Origin of the sequence: Baekduia alba (assembly GCF_028416635.1) — a bacterium.
GTDB classification, from domain to species: domain Bacteria; phylum Actinomycetota; class Thermoleophilia; order Solirubrobacterales; family Solirubrobacteraceae; genus Baekduia; species Baekduia alba.
Map to the genome: position 1 here is coordinate 1,094,112 of NZ_CP114013.1, position 19,582 is coordinate 1,113,693.

Annotated in this window: 19 protein-coding genes; 13 read left to right on the forward strand and 6 right to left on the reverse strand. The window is 72.3% G+C overall.

The window, feature by feature from the left end:
- Positions 1–16 precede the first annotated feature (16 nt).
- From pth to DSM104299_RS05490, 11 genes are all read left to right on the forward strand, one after another.
- Complete coding sequence (gene pth / locus DSM104299_RS05440) at positions 17–559, forward strand: aminoacyl-tRNA hydrolase (RefSeq protein ID WP_272478076.1); 543 nt, start codon at positions 17–19, stop codon at positions 557–559.
- Positions 560–570: 11 nt separating this feature from the next.
- Complete coding sequence (locus DSM104299_RS05445; RefSeq protein ID WP_272476272.1) at positions 571–1,341, forward strand: hypothetical protein; 771 nt, start codon at positions 571–573, stop codon at positions 1,339–1,341.
- 15 nt (positions 1,342–1,356) lie between these two features.
- Positions 1,357–2,577: a multidrug effflux MFS transporter gene (locus tag DSM104299_RS05450; protein ID WP_272476273.1), complete on the forward strand. Its 1,221-nt coding sequence runs from the start codon at positions 1,357–1,359 to the stop codon at positions 2,575–2,577.
- Between the two features lie 83 nt (positions 2,578–2,660).
- Positions 2,661–4,355: a hypothetical protein gene (locus DSM104299_RS05455; protein ID WP_272476274.1), complete on the forward strand. Its 1,695-nt coding sequence runs from the start codon at positions 2,661–2,663 to the stop codon at positions 4,353–4,355.
- 77 nt (positions 4,356–4,432) lie between these two features.
- Positions 4,433–5,944 (forward strand): hypothetical protein, encoded by a 1,512-nt coding sequence (locus DSM104299_RS05460; protein WP_272476275.1) that lies wholly within the window; start codon positions 4,433–4,435, stop codon positions 5,942–5,944.
- 78 nt (positions 5,945–6,022) lie between these two features.
- Complete coding sequence (gene mfd / locus DSM104299_RS05465) at positions 6,023–9,415, forward strand: transcription-repair coupling factor (protein ID WP_272476276.1); 3,393 nt, start codon at positions 6,023–6,025, stop codon at positions 9,413–9,415.
- A 141-nt stretch (positions 9,416–9,556) separates the two neighbouring features.
- The gene (locus DSM104299_RS05470; RefSeq protein WP_272476277.1) at positions 9,557–10,699 is read left to right on the forward strand and encodes a peptidyl-prolyl cis-trans isomerase; all 1,143 of its coding nucleotides are present in this window, start codon (positions 9,557–9,559) and stop codon (positions 10,697–10,699) included.
- Positions 10,700–10,774: 75 nt separating this feature from the next.
- Entirely contained in the window at positions 10,775–11,581 is an 807-nt protein-coding gene (gene mazG, locus DSM104299_RS05475) for a nucleoside triphosphate pyrophosphohydrolase (protein ID WP_272476278.1), read from the forward strand.
- Positions 11,578–12,852 carry a phosphopyruvate hydratase gene (gene eno, locus DSM104299_RS05480; RefSeq protein WP_272476279.1) on the forward strand — a complete coding sequence of 425 codons (1,275 nt, stop codon included), beginning with the start codon at positions 11,578–11,580 and terminating at the stop codon, positions 12,850–12,852. The genes mazG and eno overlap by 4 nt, the downstream gene beginning before the upstream one ends.
- A 292-nt stretch (positions 12,853–13,144) precedes the next feature.
- Entirely contained in the window at positions 13,145–13,525 is a 381-nt protein-coding gene (locus DSM104299_RS05485) for an FtsB family cell division protein (RefSeq protein WP_272476280.1), read from the forward strand.
- A gap of 39 nt (positions 13,526–13,564) precedes the next feature.
- Positions 13,565–13,900: a hypothetical protein gene (locus tag DSM104299_RS05490; protein WP_272476281.1), complete on the forward strand. Its 336-nt coding sequence runs from the start codon at positions 13,565–13,567 to the stop codon at positions 13,898–13,900.
- Positions 13,901–13,957: 57 nt separating this feature from the next.
- On the opposite strand, the gene DSM104299_RS05495 is transcribed toward DSM104299_RS05490, so the two are convergent.
- Both DSM104299_RS05495 and DSM104299_RS05500 read right to left on the reverse strand, forming a co-directional pair.
- Positions 13,958–14,740: a GNAT family N-acetyltransferase gene (locus tag DSM104299_RS05495; RefSeq protein WP_272476282.1), complete on the reverse strand. Its 783-nt coding sequence runs from the start codon at positions 14,738–14,740 to the stop codon at positions 13,958–13,960.
- Positions 14,741–14,752: 12 nt separating this feature from the next.
- Complete coding sequence (locus DSM104299_RS05500; protein WP_272476283.1) at positions 14,753–15,310, reverse strand: hypothetical protein; 558 nt, start codon at positions 15,308–15,310, stop codon at positions 14,753–14,755.
- Between the two features lie 227 nt (positions 15,311–15,537).
- On the opposite strand from DSM104299_RS05500, the gene csrA reads away from it, so the two are divergent.
- Positions 15,538–15,792, forward strand: a complete 255-nt coding sequence (gene csrA / locus DSM104299_RS05505; protein WP_272476284.1) for a carbon storage regulator CsrA — start codon at positions 15,538–15,540, stop codon at positions 15,790–15,792.
- A 61-nt stretch (positions 15,793–15,853) separates the two neighbouring features.
- On the opposite strand, the gene DSM104299_RS05510 is transcribed toward csrA, so the two are convergent.
- The 3 genes from DSM104299_RS05510 to DSM104299_RS05520 form a co-directional block, all read right to left on the reverse strand.
- Complete coding sequence (locus DSM104299_RS05510) at positions 15,854–16,093, reverse strand: hypothetical protein (protein ID WP_272476285.1); 240 nt, start codon at positions 16,091–16,093, stop codon at positions 15,854–15,856.
- 13 nt (positions 16,094–16,106) lie between these two features.
- Positions 16,107–16,622 (reverse strand): thermonuclease family protein, encoded by a 516-nt coding sequence (locus tag DSM104299_RS05515; protein WP_272476286.1) that lies wholly within the window; start codon positions 16,620–16,622, stop codon positions 16,107–16,109.
- Between the two features lie 74 nt (positions 16,623–16,696).
- Positions 16,697–17,635 carry a 2-deoxy-5-keto-D-gluconate 6-phosphate aldolase domain-containing protein gene (locus DSM104299_RS05520; RefSeq protein WP_272476287.1) on the reverse strand — a complete coding sequence of 313 codons (939 nt, stop codon included), beginning with the start codon at positions 17,633–17,635 and terminating at the stop codon, positions 16,697–16,699.
- 66 nt (positions 17,636–17,701) lie between these two features.
- Between DSM104299_RS05520 and DSM104299_RS05525 the strand changes: the two genes are divergently transcribed.
- Entirely contained in the window at positions 17,702–18,841 is a 1,140-nt protein-coding gene (locus DSM104299_RS05525; RefSeq protein WP_272476288.1) for a carboxylate-amine ligase, read from the forward strand.
- 80 nt (positions 18,842–18,921) lie between these two features.
- Here the strand turns inward: DSM104299_RS05525 and DSM104299_RS05530 are convergent, their stop codons facing one another.
- A complete protein-coding gene (locus DSM104299_RS05530; RefSeq protein ID WP_272476289.1) occupies positions 18,922–19,551 on the reverse strand; it encodes a PilZ domain-containing protein in 630 nt (209 codons plus the stop codon).
- Positions 19,552–19,582: the final 31 nt, after the last annotated feature.

The following is a 19,582-nucleotide window of genomic DNA, read 5'->3' on the forward strand; positions in this document are numbered from 1 at the left end:
CGCGCCCGTCGACTGGCTGGTCGTCGGGCTCGGCAACCCGGGCTCGCAGTACGCGCGCTCGCCGCACAACGTCGGCTTCCTCGTCGCCGAGGAGCTGATCGCGCGGTGGGAGCTGGGCAAGCCGAAGAAGACGTTCGCCGGGCTCTACGCCGACGGGCGCACGATGCCCGGGGGTCCGCGCGTCGGCGTCCTGCTGCCGCAGACCTACATGAACGAGTCGGGCCGGAGCGCCGGCCCGGCGCGCGGCGCGCTGAAGGTCGACCTCGACCACGTCGTCGCCGTCCACGACGAGCTCGACCTCAAGTTCGGCGAGATCCGCACGCGCATGGGCGGCGGGCTGGCCGGCCACAACGGGCTGAAGTCGCTGAAGGCCGGGTTCGGCACGCCGGACTTCGCGCGCGTGCGCATCGGCATCGGCCGGCCGGACACGACCGACCCGGACATCGTGTCCGCCTACGTGCTCGGCCGCTGGCGCCAGCCGGAGGCCGAGGTGCGCGACCTCGTCGGGCGCGCGGCGGACGCCGTCGAACGCATCGTGGACGGCCGCGAAGATCTCTAGACTGCGCGACCGTGCCTAACCGGTTCGGTCTCGTCAAAGCATTCGTCGCCGCGGCCGCGCTGGCCTGCGCGCTGCCCGTCGCAGCGTCGGCCGCCGACCCGCCCTGGTCGGTGGGCGACACCGGCCAGCCGCAGGGCGTACGGACCGTGCGCGCGGGCACCGACGCGGTCATGACCCTCACCGGCGAGGCGAGCCCCGTGCTGCGCATCCTGCGGCGCGAGCGGCAGGTCGTCGCGCGCTGCGCGCCGCGGCCGTCCTACGACCCGCTGACCTTCGGCAGCGCGCCGGCCGTCCGGCGCGCGGTCACGCTGTCGGCGCGTGGCAGGAGCCTGCGCATCCGCCGCGCCTTCGGACGGGCGAGCGACGACACGTGCGTGGTCTGGTCCGACGGCGCGAAGGCGCGGCCGCTGGCGGTCGCCACGCTCACCCCGCGCGGCACGGAGTGGCTCGACGAGCTCGACGCCACCGCGCTCCTGTACTTCGGCTTCGACGCCGCCGAGGCCGTGCCCGACCGCCCGCACGGTCGGGCGCCGACGCTCCAGCAGGTCGTCGCGGTCGTCAAGCGCTGGACGGGCAGCGAGAGCCCGCTTGACGACTCGCCGGTGTCGGCGCTCGCGAACCCCGGCGACACGCCGCCCGCCCGCCACGTCGGGTACTGGAGCGACGGCGACCAGCACTTCGTCCTGGCGGTCGCGACCCCCGCCGGCCGGCGCGTGTACATGGAGTTCCAGGCCGGCGGCATCGAGGTCTCGAACATCGAGGTGTTCGCCTCCGACCTTTGAGGCAAGCTGTAGGGGATGGCCGAACGATCAGGCGCGCCCGGCGTCCCGAGTCGCCGCACGCTCGTCGTCGTGCTCGGCGCGCTCAGCGCGTTCGGCCCGCTGTCGATCGACATGTACCTGCCGGCGCTGCCGGAGCTGGCCGACGACCTCGGCGCCGCGCCCTCGCTCGTCCAGCTGACGCTGACCGCCTGCCTGCTCGGGCTCGCGGCCGGGCAGTTGCTCGGCGGGCCGATCAGCGACGCGCGCGGGCGGCGCGGGCCGCTGCTGGCGGGGCTGTGCCTGTACGTCGTCGCGAGCGCGCTGTGCGCGGCGGCGCCGTCGGTGGGCGTGCTCATCGCCTTGCGGTTCGTGCAGGGCCTGGCGGGCGCGTTCGGGATCGTGATCGGCCGCGCGGTCGTGCGCGACCTCGCCGAGGGCCGCGCGGCCGCCGTGCTGTTCGCGGCGCTGATCCTAATCAACGGCGTCGCGCCGATCGTCGCGCCGGTGCTGGGCGCCGGGATCCTGCACGTGACGACCTGGCGCGGGGTGTTCGTCGTGCTCGCGCTGATCGGCGTCGCGCTGGTGGCGACGGCGCTGTTGCTGCTGGGGGAGACGCTGCCGCGCGAGCAGCGCCGGCCCGGCGGGCTGGGCGCGACGCTGCGGACGTTCCGCGCGCTGCTGCGCGACCCGCGCTTCGTCGGCTGCGTCGTCTCCTCCGGCCTGGCCTTCGCGGCGATGTTCGCCTACATCTCGGGCTCGCCGTTCGTGCTCCAGGAGGTCTACGGCGCGTCGCCGACGGTCTTCAGCCTCCTGTTCGCGGTCAACGGCCTCGGGATCGTGCTGGCCGGGCGGGTGAGCGCGAGGCTCTCCGAGCGCGGCCACGAGCCGGCCGAGCTGATGCGCGCGGGGTTGCTCGGCATCGCCGGCGGCGGCGCCGCGCTGCTCGTCTCGGTGCTCGGCGGCCTCGGCCTCTGGGGCGTCCTCCCGTCGCTGTTCGCGACCGTCTCCTGCATCGGCGTGATCGTCCCCAACGCCGCAGCGCTCGCCCTCAGCGGCCACCGGAGCACCGCCGGCGCGGCCTCCGGCCTCCTCGGCGTCGCCCAGTTCGCCTTCGGCGCGGCCGCCGCACCCCTGGTCGGCCTCGCCGGCGAGGACACCGCGGTCCCGATGGCGATCGTGATCTGCACGTTCGGCCTCGGCGCGCTGGCGACCTTCGCCTCGCTGGTCGCCCGGCCGGCGCGGGCGGCGGCGGCATAGCGCTGGGCGAGCGCTCCGGCTGAGCCTGCCAGCCGGCACGGGCCGTTTCCACGTGCGCGAACGCCGCTGGCACACTCGCGGCCATGGCCACCGCGCAGGTCAAGCGAGCGCCGCCGTCGCCGCGTGTGCCGTCCGAGTCCGCTCCCTCGCGCCGGAGGCTCTGGCCGCCGTCCTCCCGGGCGACGCTGCTGCTCGGCCTGCTCGGCCTCGTCCTGGTCGCCGTGGTCAGCTACGCCTGGTACGTCCGGCACGGCGGGCTCTTCGACGATGACTGGGCCGTCACCTCGTCGATGATCGCCAACCGGGCCGACGGCGGCGGCTTCTGGGCGGGCGTGAGCGACCTATGGAGCGTCTTGTCGTGGCGGCCCGTGCTGGTCGCCTACAACGCGTTGGTCGTCGCGCCGCTGGGCTGGCACATCACCGCGCAGCTCATATGGAGCGTGGCCGTCAGCACCGTGTTCGTCGGGCTGCTCTTCCAGCTCTTGCGCGTGCGCGGCATCCCGTCGCCCCACGCGTTCGCCGTCGCGGCGCTCGTGCTCGTGTCGACGTTCGGCGACGCCGGCGTGCTGTGGATCTCGGGCGCGACGATCCGCTTCGCCGGCGCGCTCTACCTCGCGGGCCTGTTGCTGGCCCTCAGCGCGTTCGACACGCAAGATCGGGGCAGGGCGCTGCGCCGGCACGTGGGCGCCGGTGTGCTGTACGCGTTGTCGATCTTGTCGTACGAGGTGACGGCCGGGTTCGTCGGCGCTGGGATCCTCGTCTACCTCACGGCCGCTCCGCCGGGGCGCGCGCTCCGCCGCTGGGGCGCGGACCTCGCGGTGAGCGCCGCGGCCCTGGCCTGGTCGGCGACGCAGACGCCACGCCCGACGCACTCCCTCAGCGCGAGCCTGGACCACGCGCGGGCGATCGCGCGTGAGTTCTGGAAGGCGTACGACGGCGCGGTCGCCCCGGGATGGTTCCCGAGCCACGCGGCCGGCGTGCTCACGTTGGTGGCCCTCGCGGTGGGTCTCGTGTGCCTCGCGCTGCGCGCGCGCAAGCGGATCGCGGGCGCTCAGGTCGACGCGATCTGCCTCTGGGCGGTCGTGCTCGTCGTCGCGCTGGTCTACGTCGCCGCGGCCTACGTCGTCTTCGTGCCAGGCGACGCGTACTACCTGCCGAACGGGGTCGGGACGTCCAACCGCATCAACAGCCTGCCGACGGCGCCGACGCTCCTGCTCGGCTACGCGGCGGTGATGGTGCTGGCCTCGGCGCTGTTGTCGCTGCGGCGGCGCTGGGTGCCGGCGGCGCTGGCCGTCGGGCTGCTGTACGCGGCGGGCATGTTCGTCACGCACGAGCGAGCGTTGCACGCCGAGCAGCGCGTCTGGGCCGGCGACTACGCCGCGTCGCGCGGCGTGCTCGACACGGTCGCGCTGGCCGTGCCGCACCCCGCGAAGGGCACGTACGTCGTCGTCGTCGGCGCACCGGCGGTCCGGCCTTCAGGCAACCCGTTGTTCTACGCCTCGTGGGACCTCGACGCCGCCGTCAAGAAGTTGTACGGCGACGGGTCGCTGAAGGCCATCAACGCCTACCAGGGCGTGAGCTGCCAGCCCGACGGCCTGGCCGTCACCGGCGGCTCGAGCGACGCCTACAACCCCAACGACCCGGGTGGGGAGACGACGGGTTCGTTGACCACCGACTACCGCAGGACCGTCCTGGTCGACGCCGTCCACCAGACGGCGTACGCGCTGTCCGACGGCCTGGGCTGTCAGCGCGCGAGCAGTCGCATCGCGGGCGGTTGATCGGGCCCGGTCGAAGCGCCCCGAGCCCGCGGCATCGCGCCGGCCGGGCGCGCCGGCCAGTACGATCCCGCGCGCCCATGCGCTTCCGATCCGGACTCTTCATCACTGCGATCGCCCTTCTGGGCGTCGTGCCCGGAAGCGCCCAGGCCGCGCGGCTGCTCGGCCCGGACGACGGGGTCACGGCGACCCGCGGCGGCGATACCGTCGACGTGCGCTTCACGCCCGCCGCGTTGGCCGCCGCCCACCTGAAGGCCGGCCAGGACGTCACGATCGAGTGCGCCGTCGAGCCGCCTCCGCCGGCGCTCGCGCTCGCGCTTACGGTCGGGGACGACGAGGGCGGCCGGAGCCCCACGTCCGGGCGCGCGGCGCTCGGCGCCGACGGCGTCGTCCACGTGCCGCTGAGCGCCGACAGCACGAACGGGGTTCCACGCCCGGTCGGCGCGGTCGACGGCTGCACGGTCGAACGCTTGCGGAGGATCGATCCGAGCTTCGAGGAGACCGTGCCGGTCGCCCGCGTCGCGCTGACCCCGAACGGCGACGTGTGGTTGGAGCGCGCTGCGGTGGCCGCCGCGCTCAGCGCGCTGCTCACCGAAGCCCACGGCGCCAACGGCTACCGGCCGGCGTCGGCCCTGAGCGGCGTCGTCGCGCTCGCCTCGGCCGACGCGACGCCGCCGGTCGCCGGCCCGCTCGGCTACTGGACCGACGGCAGGCGCGCGACCGTTGCGACGCTGGGCAAGGCTGGGAACCGGTTCGTGTTGCAAGACCTCGGCGACGGCATGCTGCGCGTGAACGCCGGGCCGATCGTGGTGGCGGACAACGACGAGTTCCTCGGCGGCATCGAGCTGCTCGACGCGACGAAGGACGCGGACGAGGGCAAGCTCCGCTATCGCGAGGACCGCGCCCAGCAGCCCGGCGACGGCGTCCGCGCCGCCCTCCACGGCGGCCGGCTCGTGGTGCGCTTCACGGGCCGCTCGGCCTCGGCGTTCCGGGCGATCGCCGGCCGGCGGGTGGCCGCGCTCTGCTTCGCGCGCCCGCCGGCGTTCGTCTTCCCGGACCTCTCGAGCAGCGCCGAGCGTTCCGGCGTAGCGCGCGTGCCCCGCCGTGGCGGGCGAGTCGTGATCCCGCTGTCCGGGCACGCGAAGACCGACGCGTGCCTGATCGTCGACGACGGCGTCGGGGTGGCCGTCGCGGCGCCGACGGCCGCCGGTCTGCGCTGGGCGCGGGACGCGCTTGCGGTGACCGTGCTGCTCGCCGCCGAGCCATCGGCGAGCAAGCTCGCCGCGCCGGGCGGTCAGGCCTACCGGCAGACCGCGGACGCGGTCAAGCGCCTCGGTCGCCAGACCGTGGCCATGGCCGGCTCCGGCGGTCCGGCGCCGATCGGCCGCATCGGCGTCTGGACCGACGGCGCGCGCCGGGCGGTCCTGGCCACGCGCTCGGCCAGCGGCCGGGTCATCACGCTCGCCGACGAGGGGGAGGGCATGGTCCAGACCAACCTCTTGGGCGAGCTCGACAACCTCTGGTGGCTCCAGGAGCTCGCGGGCCCGAGCTTCGGCGGATCGAGCGAGGGCGGCGGCGCCGGAACCCTGTAACGGGCCCGCTACCGGGCGCGACTACTATGGGGCCGAGCACCCGGCCGCGCACCCAGCGCGGTCGCTGCGCATGCCTACATGTCGCTTCGCCCCCTCCTCACGCACTTCGCCGACGACCCCAACGCCCCGCGCTTCGCGCACGAGGGCGGGCGCGCGTTCGTCTCGGCCTCCTACCGCCCGTTCGTCATCGGCGCGCTGCTCGACGGCCTCGACGGGCCGATGGCCGGCAAGCCCGCGCTGGTCGTCGCCGCCGACGACCGCCAGGCGCGCGACCTCGCGGCCGACCTGCGCCATTGGCTCGCCCCGCGCCCTGTGCGCTACTACCCGAGCCGCGGCGTCGCGTACGAGTCGCACCTCGCGCCGCCGCCGCACCTCGTCGGCCTGCGCGTCGCCGCGCTCGACGCGCTGTTGGACTTCGAGCGCGCCGGCGAGGACACGGACGCCGAGCCGCCGGTCGTCGTCGTCTCCGCCGTCGCGCTGAGCGAGAAGGTCCCCGATCCCTCGCTGCGCCCGAAGTCGTTCTGGCTGCGCGTCGGCGACCTGATGGACCTCGACGAGGTCTCCGCCGATCTCGTCGCCGCCGGTTACGAGCGCGTCGACCAGGTCGACGACCGCGGCCAATTCGCGATCCGCGGCGGCATCCTCGACGTCTTCCCGGCCACCGCCGACCACGCGGTCCGCGTCGACCTCTTCGACATCGAGATCGAGACGCTGCGCGAGTTCTCGACGTTCACGCAGCGCTCGCTGCAGGAGCTGGCCGAGCTGGAGATCGCGCCCGCCGCCGAGCTGGCGGTCGAGCACCGCGAAGCGGCCGAGATCGCCGCGGTCAGCGACGTCGAGGACCGCCCCGACGTGGCCGAGCTGCTGCCCGTCGACCAGTTCCACGCGTTCCTGGACCTCGCGCCGGCCGGCGCCGCCATCGTCCTGGCCGAGGAGGCCGAGATCGGCAACGTGCTCGCCGACCACTGGCAGGACGTCTGCGCGGCCTTCCACGCGACCGACGCCCACGACCTTTACGTCAAGCCCGAGGACGTCCAGGGCGCGCTCGACGCGCGCGCCCACGCGCGGCTGAGCGCCCTGGCCGGCGACCAGCCGTTCGAGTTCCGCGCCCAGGCCGCCGAGCTCGCCGCGCGGTCGCTGCGCGAAGCCGAGCCGCAGCTGGAGAAGCAGGTCCGCTCCGGCTACCGCACGGTCGTCACGTGGCCGCAGCGCGGCGCCGGCGAGCGCACGGCCTACAACCTGGCCCGCCTCAAGGCCCACTGGCTCGAGGGCGACGGCACGGAGACCGCGGAGCCGGGCGACCTGCGCTTCGCGGTCGCGTCGCTGCGCGACGGCTTCATCGCCGGCGGCTCGCGCATCGCCGTCATCCCGGAGCACCGCCTCTTCCGCCGCAAGCGCGCCGAGCGCGACGACGCGCAGGCCGCCGGCCGCGCCCGCCGCCGCGGCGCGCTGCGCTCGTTCTCGGACCTGCGCACCGGCGAGCACGTCGTCCACGAGGACCACGGTGTCGCGCGCTTCGCGGGCTTCGAGACCAAGACGGTGGCCAACGTCACCCGCGACTACCTCCAGCTCGAGTTCGCCGGCAGCGACAAGGTCTACATGCCGGTCGAGCAGCTCGCGAAGATCTCCCGGTACTTGGGAGCCGGCTCGGGCGCCCCCACGCTGAGCAAGCTCGGCGGCAAGGCGTGGGAGACGATGAAGGCCCGCGCCCGCCGCGCGGCGCAGGAGCTCGCCGGCGAGCTGCTCAACCTCTACGCCGAGCGCCGCAAGCGCGCCGGGCACTCCTATCCCGAGGACTCCGAGTGGCTGCGCGAGTTCGAGGAGAAGTTCCCCTACACCGAGACCGCCGACCAGCGCGAGGCGATCGAGGTCGTCAAGGCCGACATGGAGCGCTCGACGCCGATGGACCGCCTGATCTGCGGCGACGTCGGCTACGGCAAGACCGAGGTCGCGCTGCGCGCCGCGTTCAAGGCGGCCGACGACGGCAAGCAGGTCCTGGTCCTCGCGCCGACGACGATCCTCGCCCAGCAGCACTTCGGCAACTTCGCCGAGCGGCTGAAGGACTACCCCTTCACCGTCGACCACGTCTCCCGCTTCCGGACGCCCAAGGACCAGAAGGAGGTCGTCAAGGCCTTCAACGAGGGGCGCGTCGACATCCTCATCGGCACCCACCGCCTGCTCGGCCGCGACATGCGGGGCAAGGACATCGGGTTGATCATCGTCGACGAGGAGCAGCGCTTCGGCGTCAAGCAGAAGGAGCTGCTGCGCCAGCTCAAGCTCAAGGTCGACGTCATCGCGATGAGCGCGACGCCGATCCCGCGCACGCTGCAGATGTCGATGGCGGGCATCCGCGACATCTCGGTCATCGAGACGCCGCCGGAGGGCCGCCGGCCGGTCAAGACCTACGTCGGGGAGTACGACGAGGAGCTCGTCAAGGGCGCGATCATGCGCGAGAAGGCCCGCAAGGGCCAGGCGTTCTTCGTGCACAACCGCGTGGACTCGATCGACGAGACCGCCGAGCGCCTGCGCGGCCTCTGCCCGGGCGTGACCTTCGAGGTGGCCCACGGCCAGCTCGACGAGAAGGAGCTCGAGAAGCGCATGATGTCGTTCCTGCGCGGCGAGGCCGACGTCCTGGTGGCGACGTCGATCATCGAGTCGGGCATCGACATCCCCCAGGCGAACACGTTGATCGTGGAGCGCTCCGACATGTTCGGACTCGCTCAGCTCTACCAGATCCGCGGGCGCGTCGGCCGGTCCCGCGAGCGCGCCTACGCCTACCTCCTGTACCCGGCGCACGCCGCGCTGACCGAGGAGGCGATGAAGCGCATGAGCGCGCTGAGCGACTACACCGAGCTCGGCGCGGGCTTCAAGATCGCGATGCGCGACCTGGAGATCCGCGGCGCCGGCAACCTGCTCGGCGACGAGCAGTCCGGGCACGTGGCGGCGCTCGGCTTCGAGCTGTACATGCAGATGCTCGACGAGGCGGTGGCCGAGGCGGCCGAGGGCGGCGACGAGGAGGATCTGCGCGAGCCGGTCCGCCTCGACGTCAACGTCGACGCTTACATCCCGGCCGACTACATCGCCTACGAGCAGGCCAAGATCGACGTCCATCGCCGCATCGCGGGCGCGCGCGAGGTCGCCGACCTGGCCGTGCTGCGCGACGAGCTCGAGGACCGCTTCGGCGAGATCCCGGTGCCGCTGCTGAACCTGCTCGCGCTCCAGCAGGCGCGCATCAAGCTCGGCCAGGCGGGCGCGCGGGCGGTCTCGTTCCGGGGCGATCGCCTCGCCGTGACGCCGGTCGACCTCGACGCCGAGCGGGCCAAGCGGTTGAAGGAGGCGCTGCCGCAGTCCACCTACGAACCTGGTCGCTCGCAGCTCTCGGTCACGGTTCCCAAGGCACCCGAAGAGCGCTTCCCAGCGGTCGTCGCGGCGGCGGACGCGCTGCTCGCCGTGTCCACGGAAGCCGCTTAGGGCGTCAGGCCCCTGCCGCCTGGCACACGGAGGTGTGCGTATTGGACACAGGTTTAAGGTCCCGTTCATACGGACCCTGGTAGCTTCCGGCGCGCTATGACATCGCCTCGTCGGTATGCGGCGCTCTTGGGCGCCTTTTTCGTGCTTCCTCTCGCTCTCTCCGCCTGCGGTGACAGCGGGGTCCCCGGCAACGCCGTGGTCGACATCGGAGGCGACACGATCAAGACGTCCACGTTCGACCACTGGCTGAACGTCGCCGCGACGTCGCAGCAGCAGCAGACCGGTGCGACCGGCGCCGCGGTCCTTCCGGACCCGCCGAACTACACGAAGTGCATCGCCAACAAGAAGAAGACGGCGACCAAGCCGGCGAAGGGTCAGCCGAACCCGACCGACGCGACCTACAAGTCGCAGTGCGCGCAGGAGTACAACGCGCTGCGCGACCAGGTCATGCAGTTCCTGATCACGTCCGCGTGGATCGAGGGCGAGTCCAGCGACCGCGGCGTCAAGATCTCCGACACCGACGTCAAGAAGGACTTCGACAAGCAGCGTCAGCAGAGCTTCCCGAAGGACAAGGACTACGCCGCGTTCCTGAAGAGCTCCGGCTACGTCCAGGAGGACCTGCTCTACCGCATCAAGGTCCAGGACCTGACGAACAAGCTGCGCACCAAGATCCTCGAGGGGACCGACAAGGTCTCCAGCGCGCAGATCGCCGACTACTACAACAAGAACAAGGCGAAGTTCGCGCAGCCCGAGAAGCGCGACCTGCGCATCGTGCTGACCAAGACCGAGGCCCAGGCCAACAAGGCCAAGGCGGCGCTCGAGGCCGGCCAGTCCTTCAAGTCGGTGGCGGCGAAGTACTCGATCGACCAGGGCACGCGCGACAACGGCGGCCTCCTCGCCGCGGTCCCCAAGGGCCAGCAGGAGAAGGCGCTGGACGACGCGACGTTCAAGGCGTCGAAGAACAAGATCGTCGGCCCGGTCAAGACGCAGTTCGGCTACTACGTCTTCGAGGTCACGAAGATCACGCCGGGCTCGCAGCAGACGCTGGATCAGTCCAAGGACTCGATCAAGCAGCTGCTCGTCAGCCAGCAGCAGCAGGGCAAGATCGACGCGTTCTCCAAGAGCTTCCAGAGCAAGTGGAAGGACCGCACGGACTGCCGCAAGGGCTACGTGACGACCGACTGCAAGAACGCGCCGAAGAAGGCCGCGACGACGGCGACCGCCGCCACGCCGCAGCCGCAGACGCAGACCGCGCCGGCTGACGGCACGACGACCACGAAGTAGCTGCAGGCCGCCTGCGGCGGGTGTCGCCCTTCGCGACGCCCGCCGCGCAGGGCGCGGGCCGCTAGGTTGCGAGGGGTGTCGTCACCAGACCCCGCCGCGGACGCCGCCGCGGCCGTACAGGCGCTCGACGAGCTGACGCGGAAGCTGCGGGTCGAGTGCCCGTGGGATCGCGAGCAGGACGAGCGCACGATCGTCCCGCACACGCTCGAGGAGGCCTACGAGCTCGCGGACGCCGCCTGGCGGCGCGACGACGGCAAGCTGCTGGACGAGCTCGGCGACGTGCTCTTCCAGGTGCACTTCCTCTCGCTGCTGCTCGAGGAGCGCGGCGCGGGGTCGCTCGCCGACGTGGCCGAGCACGTGCGCCAGAAGCTCATCCGGCGCCACCCGCACATCTTCGGCGACGTCGAAGTCGAGCACGCGGGGGAGGTGCTGCGCAACTGGGACGCGATCAAGGCCACCGAGGCGGGGCGCGAGCCGGGGATCTTCGGCGAGGTGCCGGAGAACCTGCCGGGGCCCACGTACGCGCGCAAGGTCCAGCGGCGCGCCGCGACGTCCGGGTTCGACCTCGAAGAGGTGCCGTACGGGGCCGTGCTGGGCCAACTGGAGGCGGTCGAGGCCGCCGGCGGGGTCGACGATCCCGACGCGCGGTTCGAGGCCGTCGGGGATCTGCTGTTCGCAGCCGTGAACGTCGCGCGCAAGCTCAAGGTCGACCCGGAGCTCGCCGTGCGGTCCTCGGCCGATAGGTTTCGCGCGCGCGTCGAGGCCGCCGAGCGGCTCGCGGAAGCCGACGGCGCGTCCTGGAACGACCTCGACACCGGTCGCCAGATCACCTACTACGCGCAGGCCCGACTCCGAGAAGAACAGGACGACCCGAAGACATGAGCGCCATCGAACGCGTCCACGCCCGCCAGATCCTCGACTCGCGAGGGAACCCGACCGTCGAGGTCGAGCTCGCCCTGCGGTCCGGCGCCGTCGGCCGCGCCGCGGTGCCGTCCGGCGCGTCGACCGGTGAGTTCGAGGCGACCGAGCTGCGCGACGGCGGCTCGGAGTACCTGGGCAAGGGCGTGACGAAGGCCGTGGGCCACGTCAACGGTGAGATCGCCGAGGCCGTCGCGGGCGTCGACGCGTCCGACCAGGAGGCGCTCGACGGCCGGCTGATCGAGCTGGACGGGACGCCGAACAAGTCCCGGCTGGGCGCGAACGCGATCCTGGGCGTGTCGCTGGCCGCGGCGCACGCGGCCGCGGCCGAGGAGTCGCTGCCGCTGTGGCGCTACCTCGGCGGCGAGGGCGCGCACGTGCTGCCGGTGCCGATGATGAACGTCCTGAACGGCGGCGCGCACGCGGACAACAGCGTGGACTTCCAGGAGTTCATGATCGTGCCCGTCGGCGCGGGCTCGTTCTCCGAAGGGCTGCGCTACGGCGCCGAGGTCTTCCACGCGCTGAAGAAGACGCTGCACGACAAGGGCCTCGGGACGACCGTGGGCGACGAGGGCGGCTTCGCGCCGAACCTGGAGTCCAACGAGGCGGCGCTGGAGCTGCTCGTCGCCGGGATCGAGGCCGCGGGCTACCGGCCGGGCGACGACATCGCGATCGCGCTGGATCCGGCGACGTCGGAGATCTACTCCGGCGGCGTCTACGACCTGGAGCACGAGGGCCGCCAGCTCAGCGCCGCGGAGCTCGCCGCGTACTGGGGCGAGCTGGCCGGCAAGTACCCCATCTTGTCCATCGAGGACGGCATGGACGAGGAGGACTGGGACGGCTGGAAGGCGCTGACCGACGAGATCGGCGCGACGGTCCAGCTCGTCGGCGACGACCTCTTCGTCACCAACGTGGAGCGGCTCAAGCGCGGCATCGACGCGGGCGTCGCGAACTCGATCCTCATCAAGGTCAACCAGATCGGCACGCTGACCGAGACGCTCGCCGCGATCGGCATGGCCCGCGAGGCCGGCTACACCGCGGTGATGTCCCACCGCTCCGGCGAGACCGAGGACGTGACGATCGCCGACCTCGCGGTCGCGACCGGCTGCGGCCAGATCAAGACCGGCGCACCCTCCCGCTCCGACCGCGTGGCGAAGTACAACCAGCTGCTGCGCATCGAAGAAGCCCTCGGCACGGACGCGACCTACCCGGGCCGCTCGGTGTTCCGCTCCTAGCCGGCACACGCGTCTGGCGCTGCAGCGCCCGCCATCCCCGTCGCCCCTCGGCACGGGCGTCTCGGCGGCGGTGGCAGTCGGCCGCGGGCGGCGCTTCCGCGGCGCTCCTGCTCCTGGCTGAGACGGCCCCGGTCGCTTCCGGCAACGCACGCGGTGTGTGCAGCGTCCGCGGTCCGAGTCGCGACGCGCCGTCGAGGTGGTCCGGCCTCACCAGCCCGTCTCTCGCGCCCACATCTCGTACATGCGCCTGCATGGGCAGGAACCCGCGTGGAGGGCGCGAACCGCTCCAAAGATGTCCCCAGCCCGCCAGTCCGCGGCGCACGCGCGCAACCGACCCTCCACGGACAGCCGCCCGCAGCAGCGGCCGCGCGTGGTCGCGGGTGGCGGGAGGGCGATCAGGTGGGATCGGGTCGGGCGGGTCGCGCTGTTGATGGTGTTGCTCGGGGTCGTCGCGCTGTACGTCGGGCCGTCGATCTCGTTCTTCTCGACCTACCGCGACGCGAAGGCCAAGCGTGGCGAGGTCCGCACGCTGCAGGCCGAGAACGACCGCCTCAGGGCGCGCCGCAAGGCGCTGCAGAGCCCCGGCACGATGGAGCGCGAGGCGCGGCGCCTGGGGCTCGTCAAGCCCGGCGAGCGGCCGTTCATCGTCAAGGGCCTGCCCGGCGATCGCTGACCCGGGAAGCGCCGTCGTGGGCTCGCTAGCCTGGCGGCGATGTCCGATTTCGAGAGCGCGCTGTTCCAGTGGCGGGAAGGTGAGCGCCGGGTGCGCGAGACGCTTCCGGACGAGCGCCTGGCGATGGATCGCGTCGTCGAGCGGATCCTCGCGGAGTTGCGCCGGCGCCTCGGCGGGCGGTTCACGATCGACGAGCTCGTCGCGCTCTACGACCAGGGCACCGGCTGGTGCACCGACATCGCCTACACGGTCGCACCCGGCGCGCCGTGGACCTGGGACGCCCGCACGACCGCCGACGCCGCCTTCGGCCGCTACGTCCGCGAAGCCTCGGACTACGCCGGCGGCCGCCGCCTGGACCCGCGCCCGGCGGACTAGATCGGTTGTTGCGCGGGGCCGATCGCCCGGACCGTCTCGCGCAACGACACAGCTAGGTCAGCGCGGCACGAAGCGCTGGTAGACGCCCAGCGTCCCCGCTGGCGCGAAGCCGAGCCGGCCGTAGAGGTCCTTCGGCCAGTCCTCGTCGTCGGCGACGATGAACAGCAGCGAGGCGCCCTCGGCCAGCGCCGCCCGGGCGGCCGCCGCGACGACGGCGCGTCCGTAGCCGCGGCCGCGGAACGCCGCCAGGCACACGACGTCCTCGATCTGCGCCTCGTCGCCCCGGCGCCACAGGCGTGCCCAGGCGGCGACCGCGCCGGCGACGACGACCGCGAACCGGCGCTCGGCGCCGCCCGTCGACCCGTACTCGCGGTGATGGGCCAGCAGGTGCTCGCGGGTCATCGGATCGCGGCCGTAGTCGGTGTCCGGATCCGTCAGCAGGTAGCGCTCGTTCGCGGTCTGGACCAGGTCGACGCCGACCTCCTCCACCGTGACGGCCGGCGCTTCGACCGCGCCACCGTCGTGCACCATGAACAGGTGCGCCCCGGCGTCGTAGCCCAGCGCCACCAGCCCGTCGCGCAGCCGCGCGTCGGCCGCCGGCTCGACCAGCATCCGCCGGTGCGTCATCCCGTGGCCGCCGAGCAGCCGCTGCGCGTGCGCGTCCAGGGTCTCGGCCGAGAGCCCGTCGCCGTCGCCCACGACCCACAGCAGGTTGCGGTCGTAGCAGCGCTCGATCTCGGGCGCGAGGAACGCCTGGCCCCACGCGGCGCTGACCACGCGCCCGACCGCGCCATGCATCGCGCGCTCGAACGCGAACGCGCGCTCGAGCGGCGAGGTCACGGCCTCAGGCGGCTACTCGTCGACGTTGTCGTCGTCCGCGACGTCGTCGCCGACGCGCTTGATGACGATCTGATCGGCGTCGACCGTCACCTCGACCTGGCGGTGCCCGGCCCAGTGCTCGGCGTAGACGCCGTCGTCGGCGATCGCGGGGTCGAGCCAGAGCCCGTAGCCCTCGTCGCCGTGCTCGAAGGTGCCCTCGTAGGCCGCGGCCCTCTTCGTCCGCGCCCGGCCGCGGCCGCCGCGGCGACCTCGCCGGCGCTTGGGCGCGTCGTCGTCCTCGGAGGCGGGCTCGTCTTCGGCCTCACCTTCCTCGGCCTTCCGCGCCGCCTCGGCCTCGAGCTCCGCTGCGATCAGCGCGTCGTCTTCGGCGCGGAGATCGATCTCGTCGTCGAAGTCGACGCCGGGGGTCTCAGCGGTCTCGCCGTCGGGCAGCAGATCGTTCTCCTTCTTGAAGGCTTCGATCTGCTGGACGGTGACCTCCAGCTGGTGCGCGACCCATGCATCGGTGCGCCCCTGGCGCACCCAGGTACGGATCTGGTTCAGATGAGGGCGGAGCGATCGTCTGGCCATGCGAAGGTCGCCATCCTAGTCGAGAGTCCGGGCGGTACGTCGGGTCGGTGCGTGAGACTTCCGTCCGATGCCCGACCACCAGCATGCGACTTCGCACAGGCTTTTGGGGCAAGGTTCGCCTCGGGACGACGTTCCAGCAAATTGACCGTTTCGGCCAGCTTGCATGTGGGCAAGGGCCCTGCGAGACTCGAACGCCCGGTGGCAGGGACGTTGGGAGGCGTCCAACCATGCTCGTACTGACACGAAAGTCCAACCAGAGCATCATGATCGGAGACGACATCGAAGTCTCCGTGTTGTCCATCATGGGCGAGAAGGTGCGCATCGGGATCCAGGCCCCGCGAGACATCCCCGTCTTCCGCAAAGAGGTCTACCTGGAGATCCAGCAGGAGCGCAACGGCGCGGTCGAGGCGCCTGCGGAAGGCGCCACCGTGCGCGGCGAGGTCGACGAGGCCCTCCGCAAGCTCGGCACCGCCGCCGAGTAGCTCCCGGCTCGCGAAGATCGCCGCCAGGCGGTTCTTCGCGAGGGAATCGCCCTCCGGGCGATCACCCCATCACGTAATACAGCGTCTCGAACATCGCGACCGTCACGAGGACGGCCGTGGCGACGAGGATCAGGTACAGCAGGCCGAAGCGCATCGACCCGCGCTTGTGGGTCTTGGCCAGCTGACGCTGACGCGTGCGTCGTTCAGCCTCGCGGCGGAGACGCTCCGCCTTCGCGCGGTCCTGCTCGATCTCGTCGACGAACGCCCGTTCCAGCTGGGCGAGGCTCTCACGCATGCGCATCGGCCCGGCAAGGCTATCGCTCACACGCGCTCCATAACCCTCGGCCGGCCCGTCGAGCGCCTTCCGCGAGGTCTCGGAACCGCGCCGCGAACCGCACGTTCGGCGGGATCGTCAGGGTCGTCGCGTATCCGCCGCGGACCAGCGCGGCGTTGACGAACAGACCGTCGTCGGCGCGGTAGACGTAGGCGAGCAGACGGCCGTAGCGGTCGCGCCGCTCCGCGTCGTACCGCAGCCGGACGTCGTGCCCGTCGACCAGCGTGTGGTTGAACGCCGACGCCTTCTTGCCGAAGCACTGCACCGGCGTGTTCGGCTTGACCGTCTCGGGCGTGTCGACGCCGATGTAGCGCACGCGCTCTTCGGAGCCGCCGCGGTCGAAGGTGACGACGAGCGTGTCGCCGTCGACGGCCCGGACCACGTGCGCGACGGTCGAGACGGGCGCGTCGTGGCCGCCGTTGTCGACGTGGGTCCGCGCGTAGCGGTAGCCGACGGCCAGCACGACGATCAGGATCCAGGGCACAAGGCGACGCACCCGCCGGACCCTAAGCCGAAGGCCGGGCACGACGGGTGCGTCGTTGCAGAATCGCTGCGAAGCCTGCGCGGCGGCTACGCGACCCCCGCGCCCTGCTCCGCGGCCTCGTAGACCTGGATGAACCGCAGGTAGTTGTCGGCGATCTTGTCCTGCGCGTCCTCGCGCGAGACCGAGCCGTCGAGGAAGCCCTTCAGGGCGTCCCACCAGATCGAGCGTCCGATGGCGAACCCGATGAAGCCGTCGACCGGCGCGGCGGCCTGGAGCCACTGGTCGACCTTGGCATCCGACGCGCCACGACCCAGCAGCACGCAGACCACGTTCTCGCGGCCTTCGCCGGAGCGCGTCTGCTTGGCCAGCATCTCGGCGTCGGACTGCTCGTCGACGCCCTCGATCTTCCAGATGTCGACCTCGATGCCGAAGTCCTGGATCGCCTCGATCGCCTTGCGCATCAGCTCGGGCCGCAGCTCGGCGTCGTAGCGGTCGGCGTCGCCGCCGACGGACTCCAGCTGCGCCGGCTCGGCCGGGACGAGCAGCTCGAAGAGGAACAGGCGGTCGTTCTCGTGCAGCCAGTCGGCCAGCGTCTTGAGCTTGCCGAGCTGGACGCGGTTCTCCTCGGCGTCGTGGTCCGGGTTGTAGCGGACCAGCACCTTGGAGAAGTCCGGGTCGAACTTCAGGATGTGCTCGCCGAACGCGTCGCCGTACTCGAAGTCGAACATGTCCTGGCCGGACTTCTCGACCGGCATCGCGAGCTTCAGACCAGCGGCCTTCGCGTCGCCTTGGATGCTCTTGGGGGCGCCGAACTGCTCGTCGACCAGCACGCCGAGCGTGTCGGGGTGCACGTCGCTCTTCTCGACGGCCTTGACCATGCCCTCGTAGATGAGGTGCTTGGCGTCGGCGATCGTGGCGGTCTCCTCCGGCGTCGGATCGCCCGCGATCCCGAACATCTTCTTCTGGAAGGACCCCCGGTGGTCGAACGCGAGGATGTACAGCTTCCCGTCATAGCCCAGAGGCATCAGCAATCTCCTGTTCCGTGTACCTGAGCCTGATCGTACCCCTGGCACCCGGGTAGGGTCCCGCCCGTGGATCACGCTTTCACCGGGCCGAGCTACACGATCGGCATCGAGGAGGAGCTGATGATCGTGGACGGCAGCTCGTTCGAGCTCGTCAACGCGATCGAGACCCTGCTCGAGGACGCCCGCACGGCCGCGCCCGCGACGGCCGCGGGCGACATCAAGCCCGAGCTGATGGAGTCGGTGCTCGAGATCGCGACGCGCCCGGCCGCCAACACCGCCGAGGCGGCCATCCAGCTGCGTGCGCTGCGCCGGCAGGTCCACGACACCGCGGCCCTGCGCGGCCTCACGATCGGCTCGGCTGGAACGCATCCGTTCGCGCTGTGGGAGGACCAGCGGATCGCCTCGCGCCTGCGCTACCGCGAGCTGGTCAACGCGCTGCGCTTCGTCGCGCGCCAGGAGCTGATCTTCGGCCTGCACGTCCACGTCGGCGTCGACGACGCCGACAAGGCGATCCACGTCGCCAACGGGATGCGCGTCCACCTGCCGGTGCTGCTGGCGCTGTCGGCCAACTCGCCGTTCTGGCGCGGCGACGGCACGGGCATGGCGTCCACGCGCCTGCCGATCTTCCGCGCGTTCCCGCGCGTCGGCGTGCCGCCGAGCTACCGCGACTGGGCCGACTACGAGCGCCAGATCGAGTTCATGGTGTCCAGCGGCGTCATGGAGGACTACACCTACCTCTGGTACGACGTGCGGCCGCACCCCAAGCTCGGGACCGTCGAGATCCGCGCCTGCGACGCCCAGACCCGCGTCGAGCACACGCTCGGCCTCGCCGCCCTGATCCAGGCGATGGTCAAGGAGCTCTGCGACCACTTCGACTCCGGCCAGCACCTCGGCGAGTACCCGTGGCAGATGCTCGACGAGAACCGCTGGCTGGCCGCCCGCCACGGGCTGGACGGCGAGCTCGTCGACCTGCCGTCCAACGAGCGCATCGCGACCAAGGCGCTGGCCCAGCGGCTGCTCGACCGCCTGCGCGGGCACGCGCAGGACCTCGGGAGCGCGAGCGAGCTGGAAGGCATCGACGACCTGCTGGCCCGCGGGAACGGGGCCAAGCGCCAGGTGGTGGTCTACGAGGCCAACCACGACCTCCGCGAGGTCATGGCCGAGATCGTCTCCGCGACGAGCGGCAACGGGGACACGGAGTTCTGAGGCTGGGGGGCGGGAGTGCCGGCGTTGGTGGCGCCCAGCGCGCCGCACTGGGACCACCAGCGCCCGCCGCCGCCCGCCTCCTACGCCGCGCGCTGCACGAACGCCTGCCGCGCCACGCGCTGCCGCACCGCGAAGATCAACCGGTCCAGCGCGGTCGCGACCAGCGGGTCCAGGTCGGCGAACGCGACCGCGGTCACCACACCCTCCGCCGCGATCCGGCGCACGACGCGCCCGCGGCAGGCCACCGGCGCGCTCTCCAGGCCCGGCACCGCCAGGTCGACGCGCACCCATGCGCCACGTTCGAGGTCCAGGCCCGCGACCGCGATCCCGCCGGCGCTGACGTCGGTCGTCGCGTAGTCCTGGGCGAACGCGGTGCGCTCGCCGGCCTGGTCGGTGGGCGTGATCCGGACCGACAGGTCGGCCTTCAGCCGCGGCCGCAGGCGCAGCGGGCGGACGCCGACGTCGTCGGTCACCCAGAAGCGCACCGTGTCCGGGATCGGCCCGGCGTCCGCGTTCCCGGTCAGCAGGATCGGGTGGCGGCCGGTGTCGAAGGCCAGCGTCGCGGGGGCCGGGAGGACGAGCGCGGCGACCTCGTCGGGCGATCGCGGCTCGAGCACCGCCTGGCCGCCGTCGACCGCGACGACACGGCACGTCGCGTCCTCGCCGGACACGCCGAGACCGACGATCTGGAAGTCACGCAGGCGCCGCACGATCAGGTGATCGGCGCGGTCGCCGCCGACT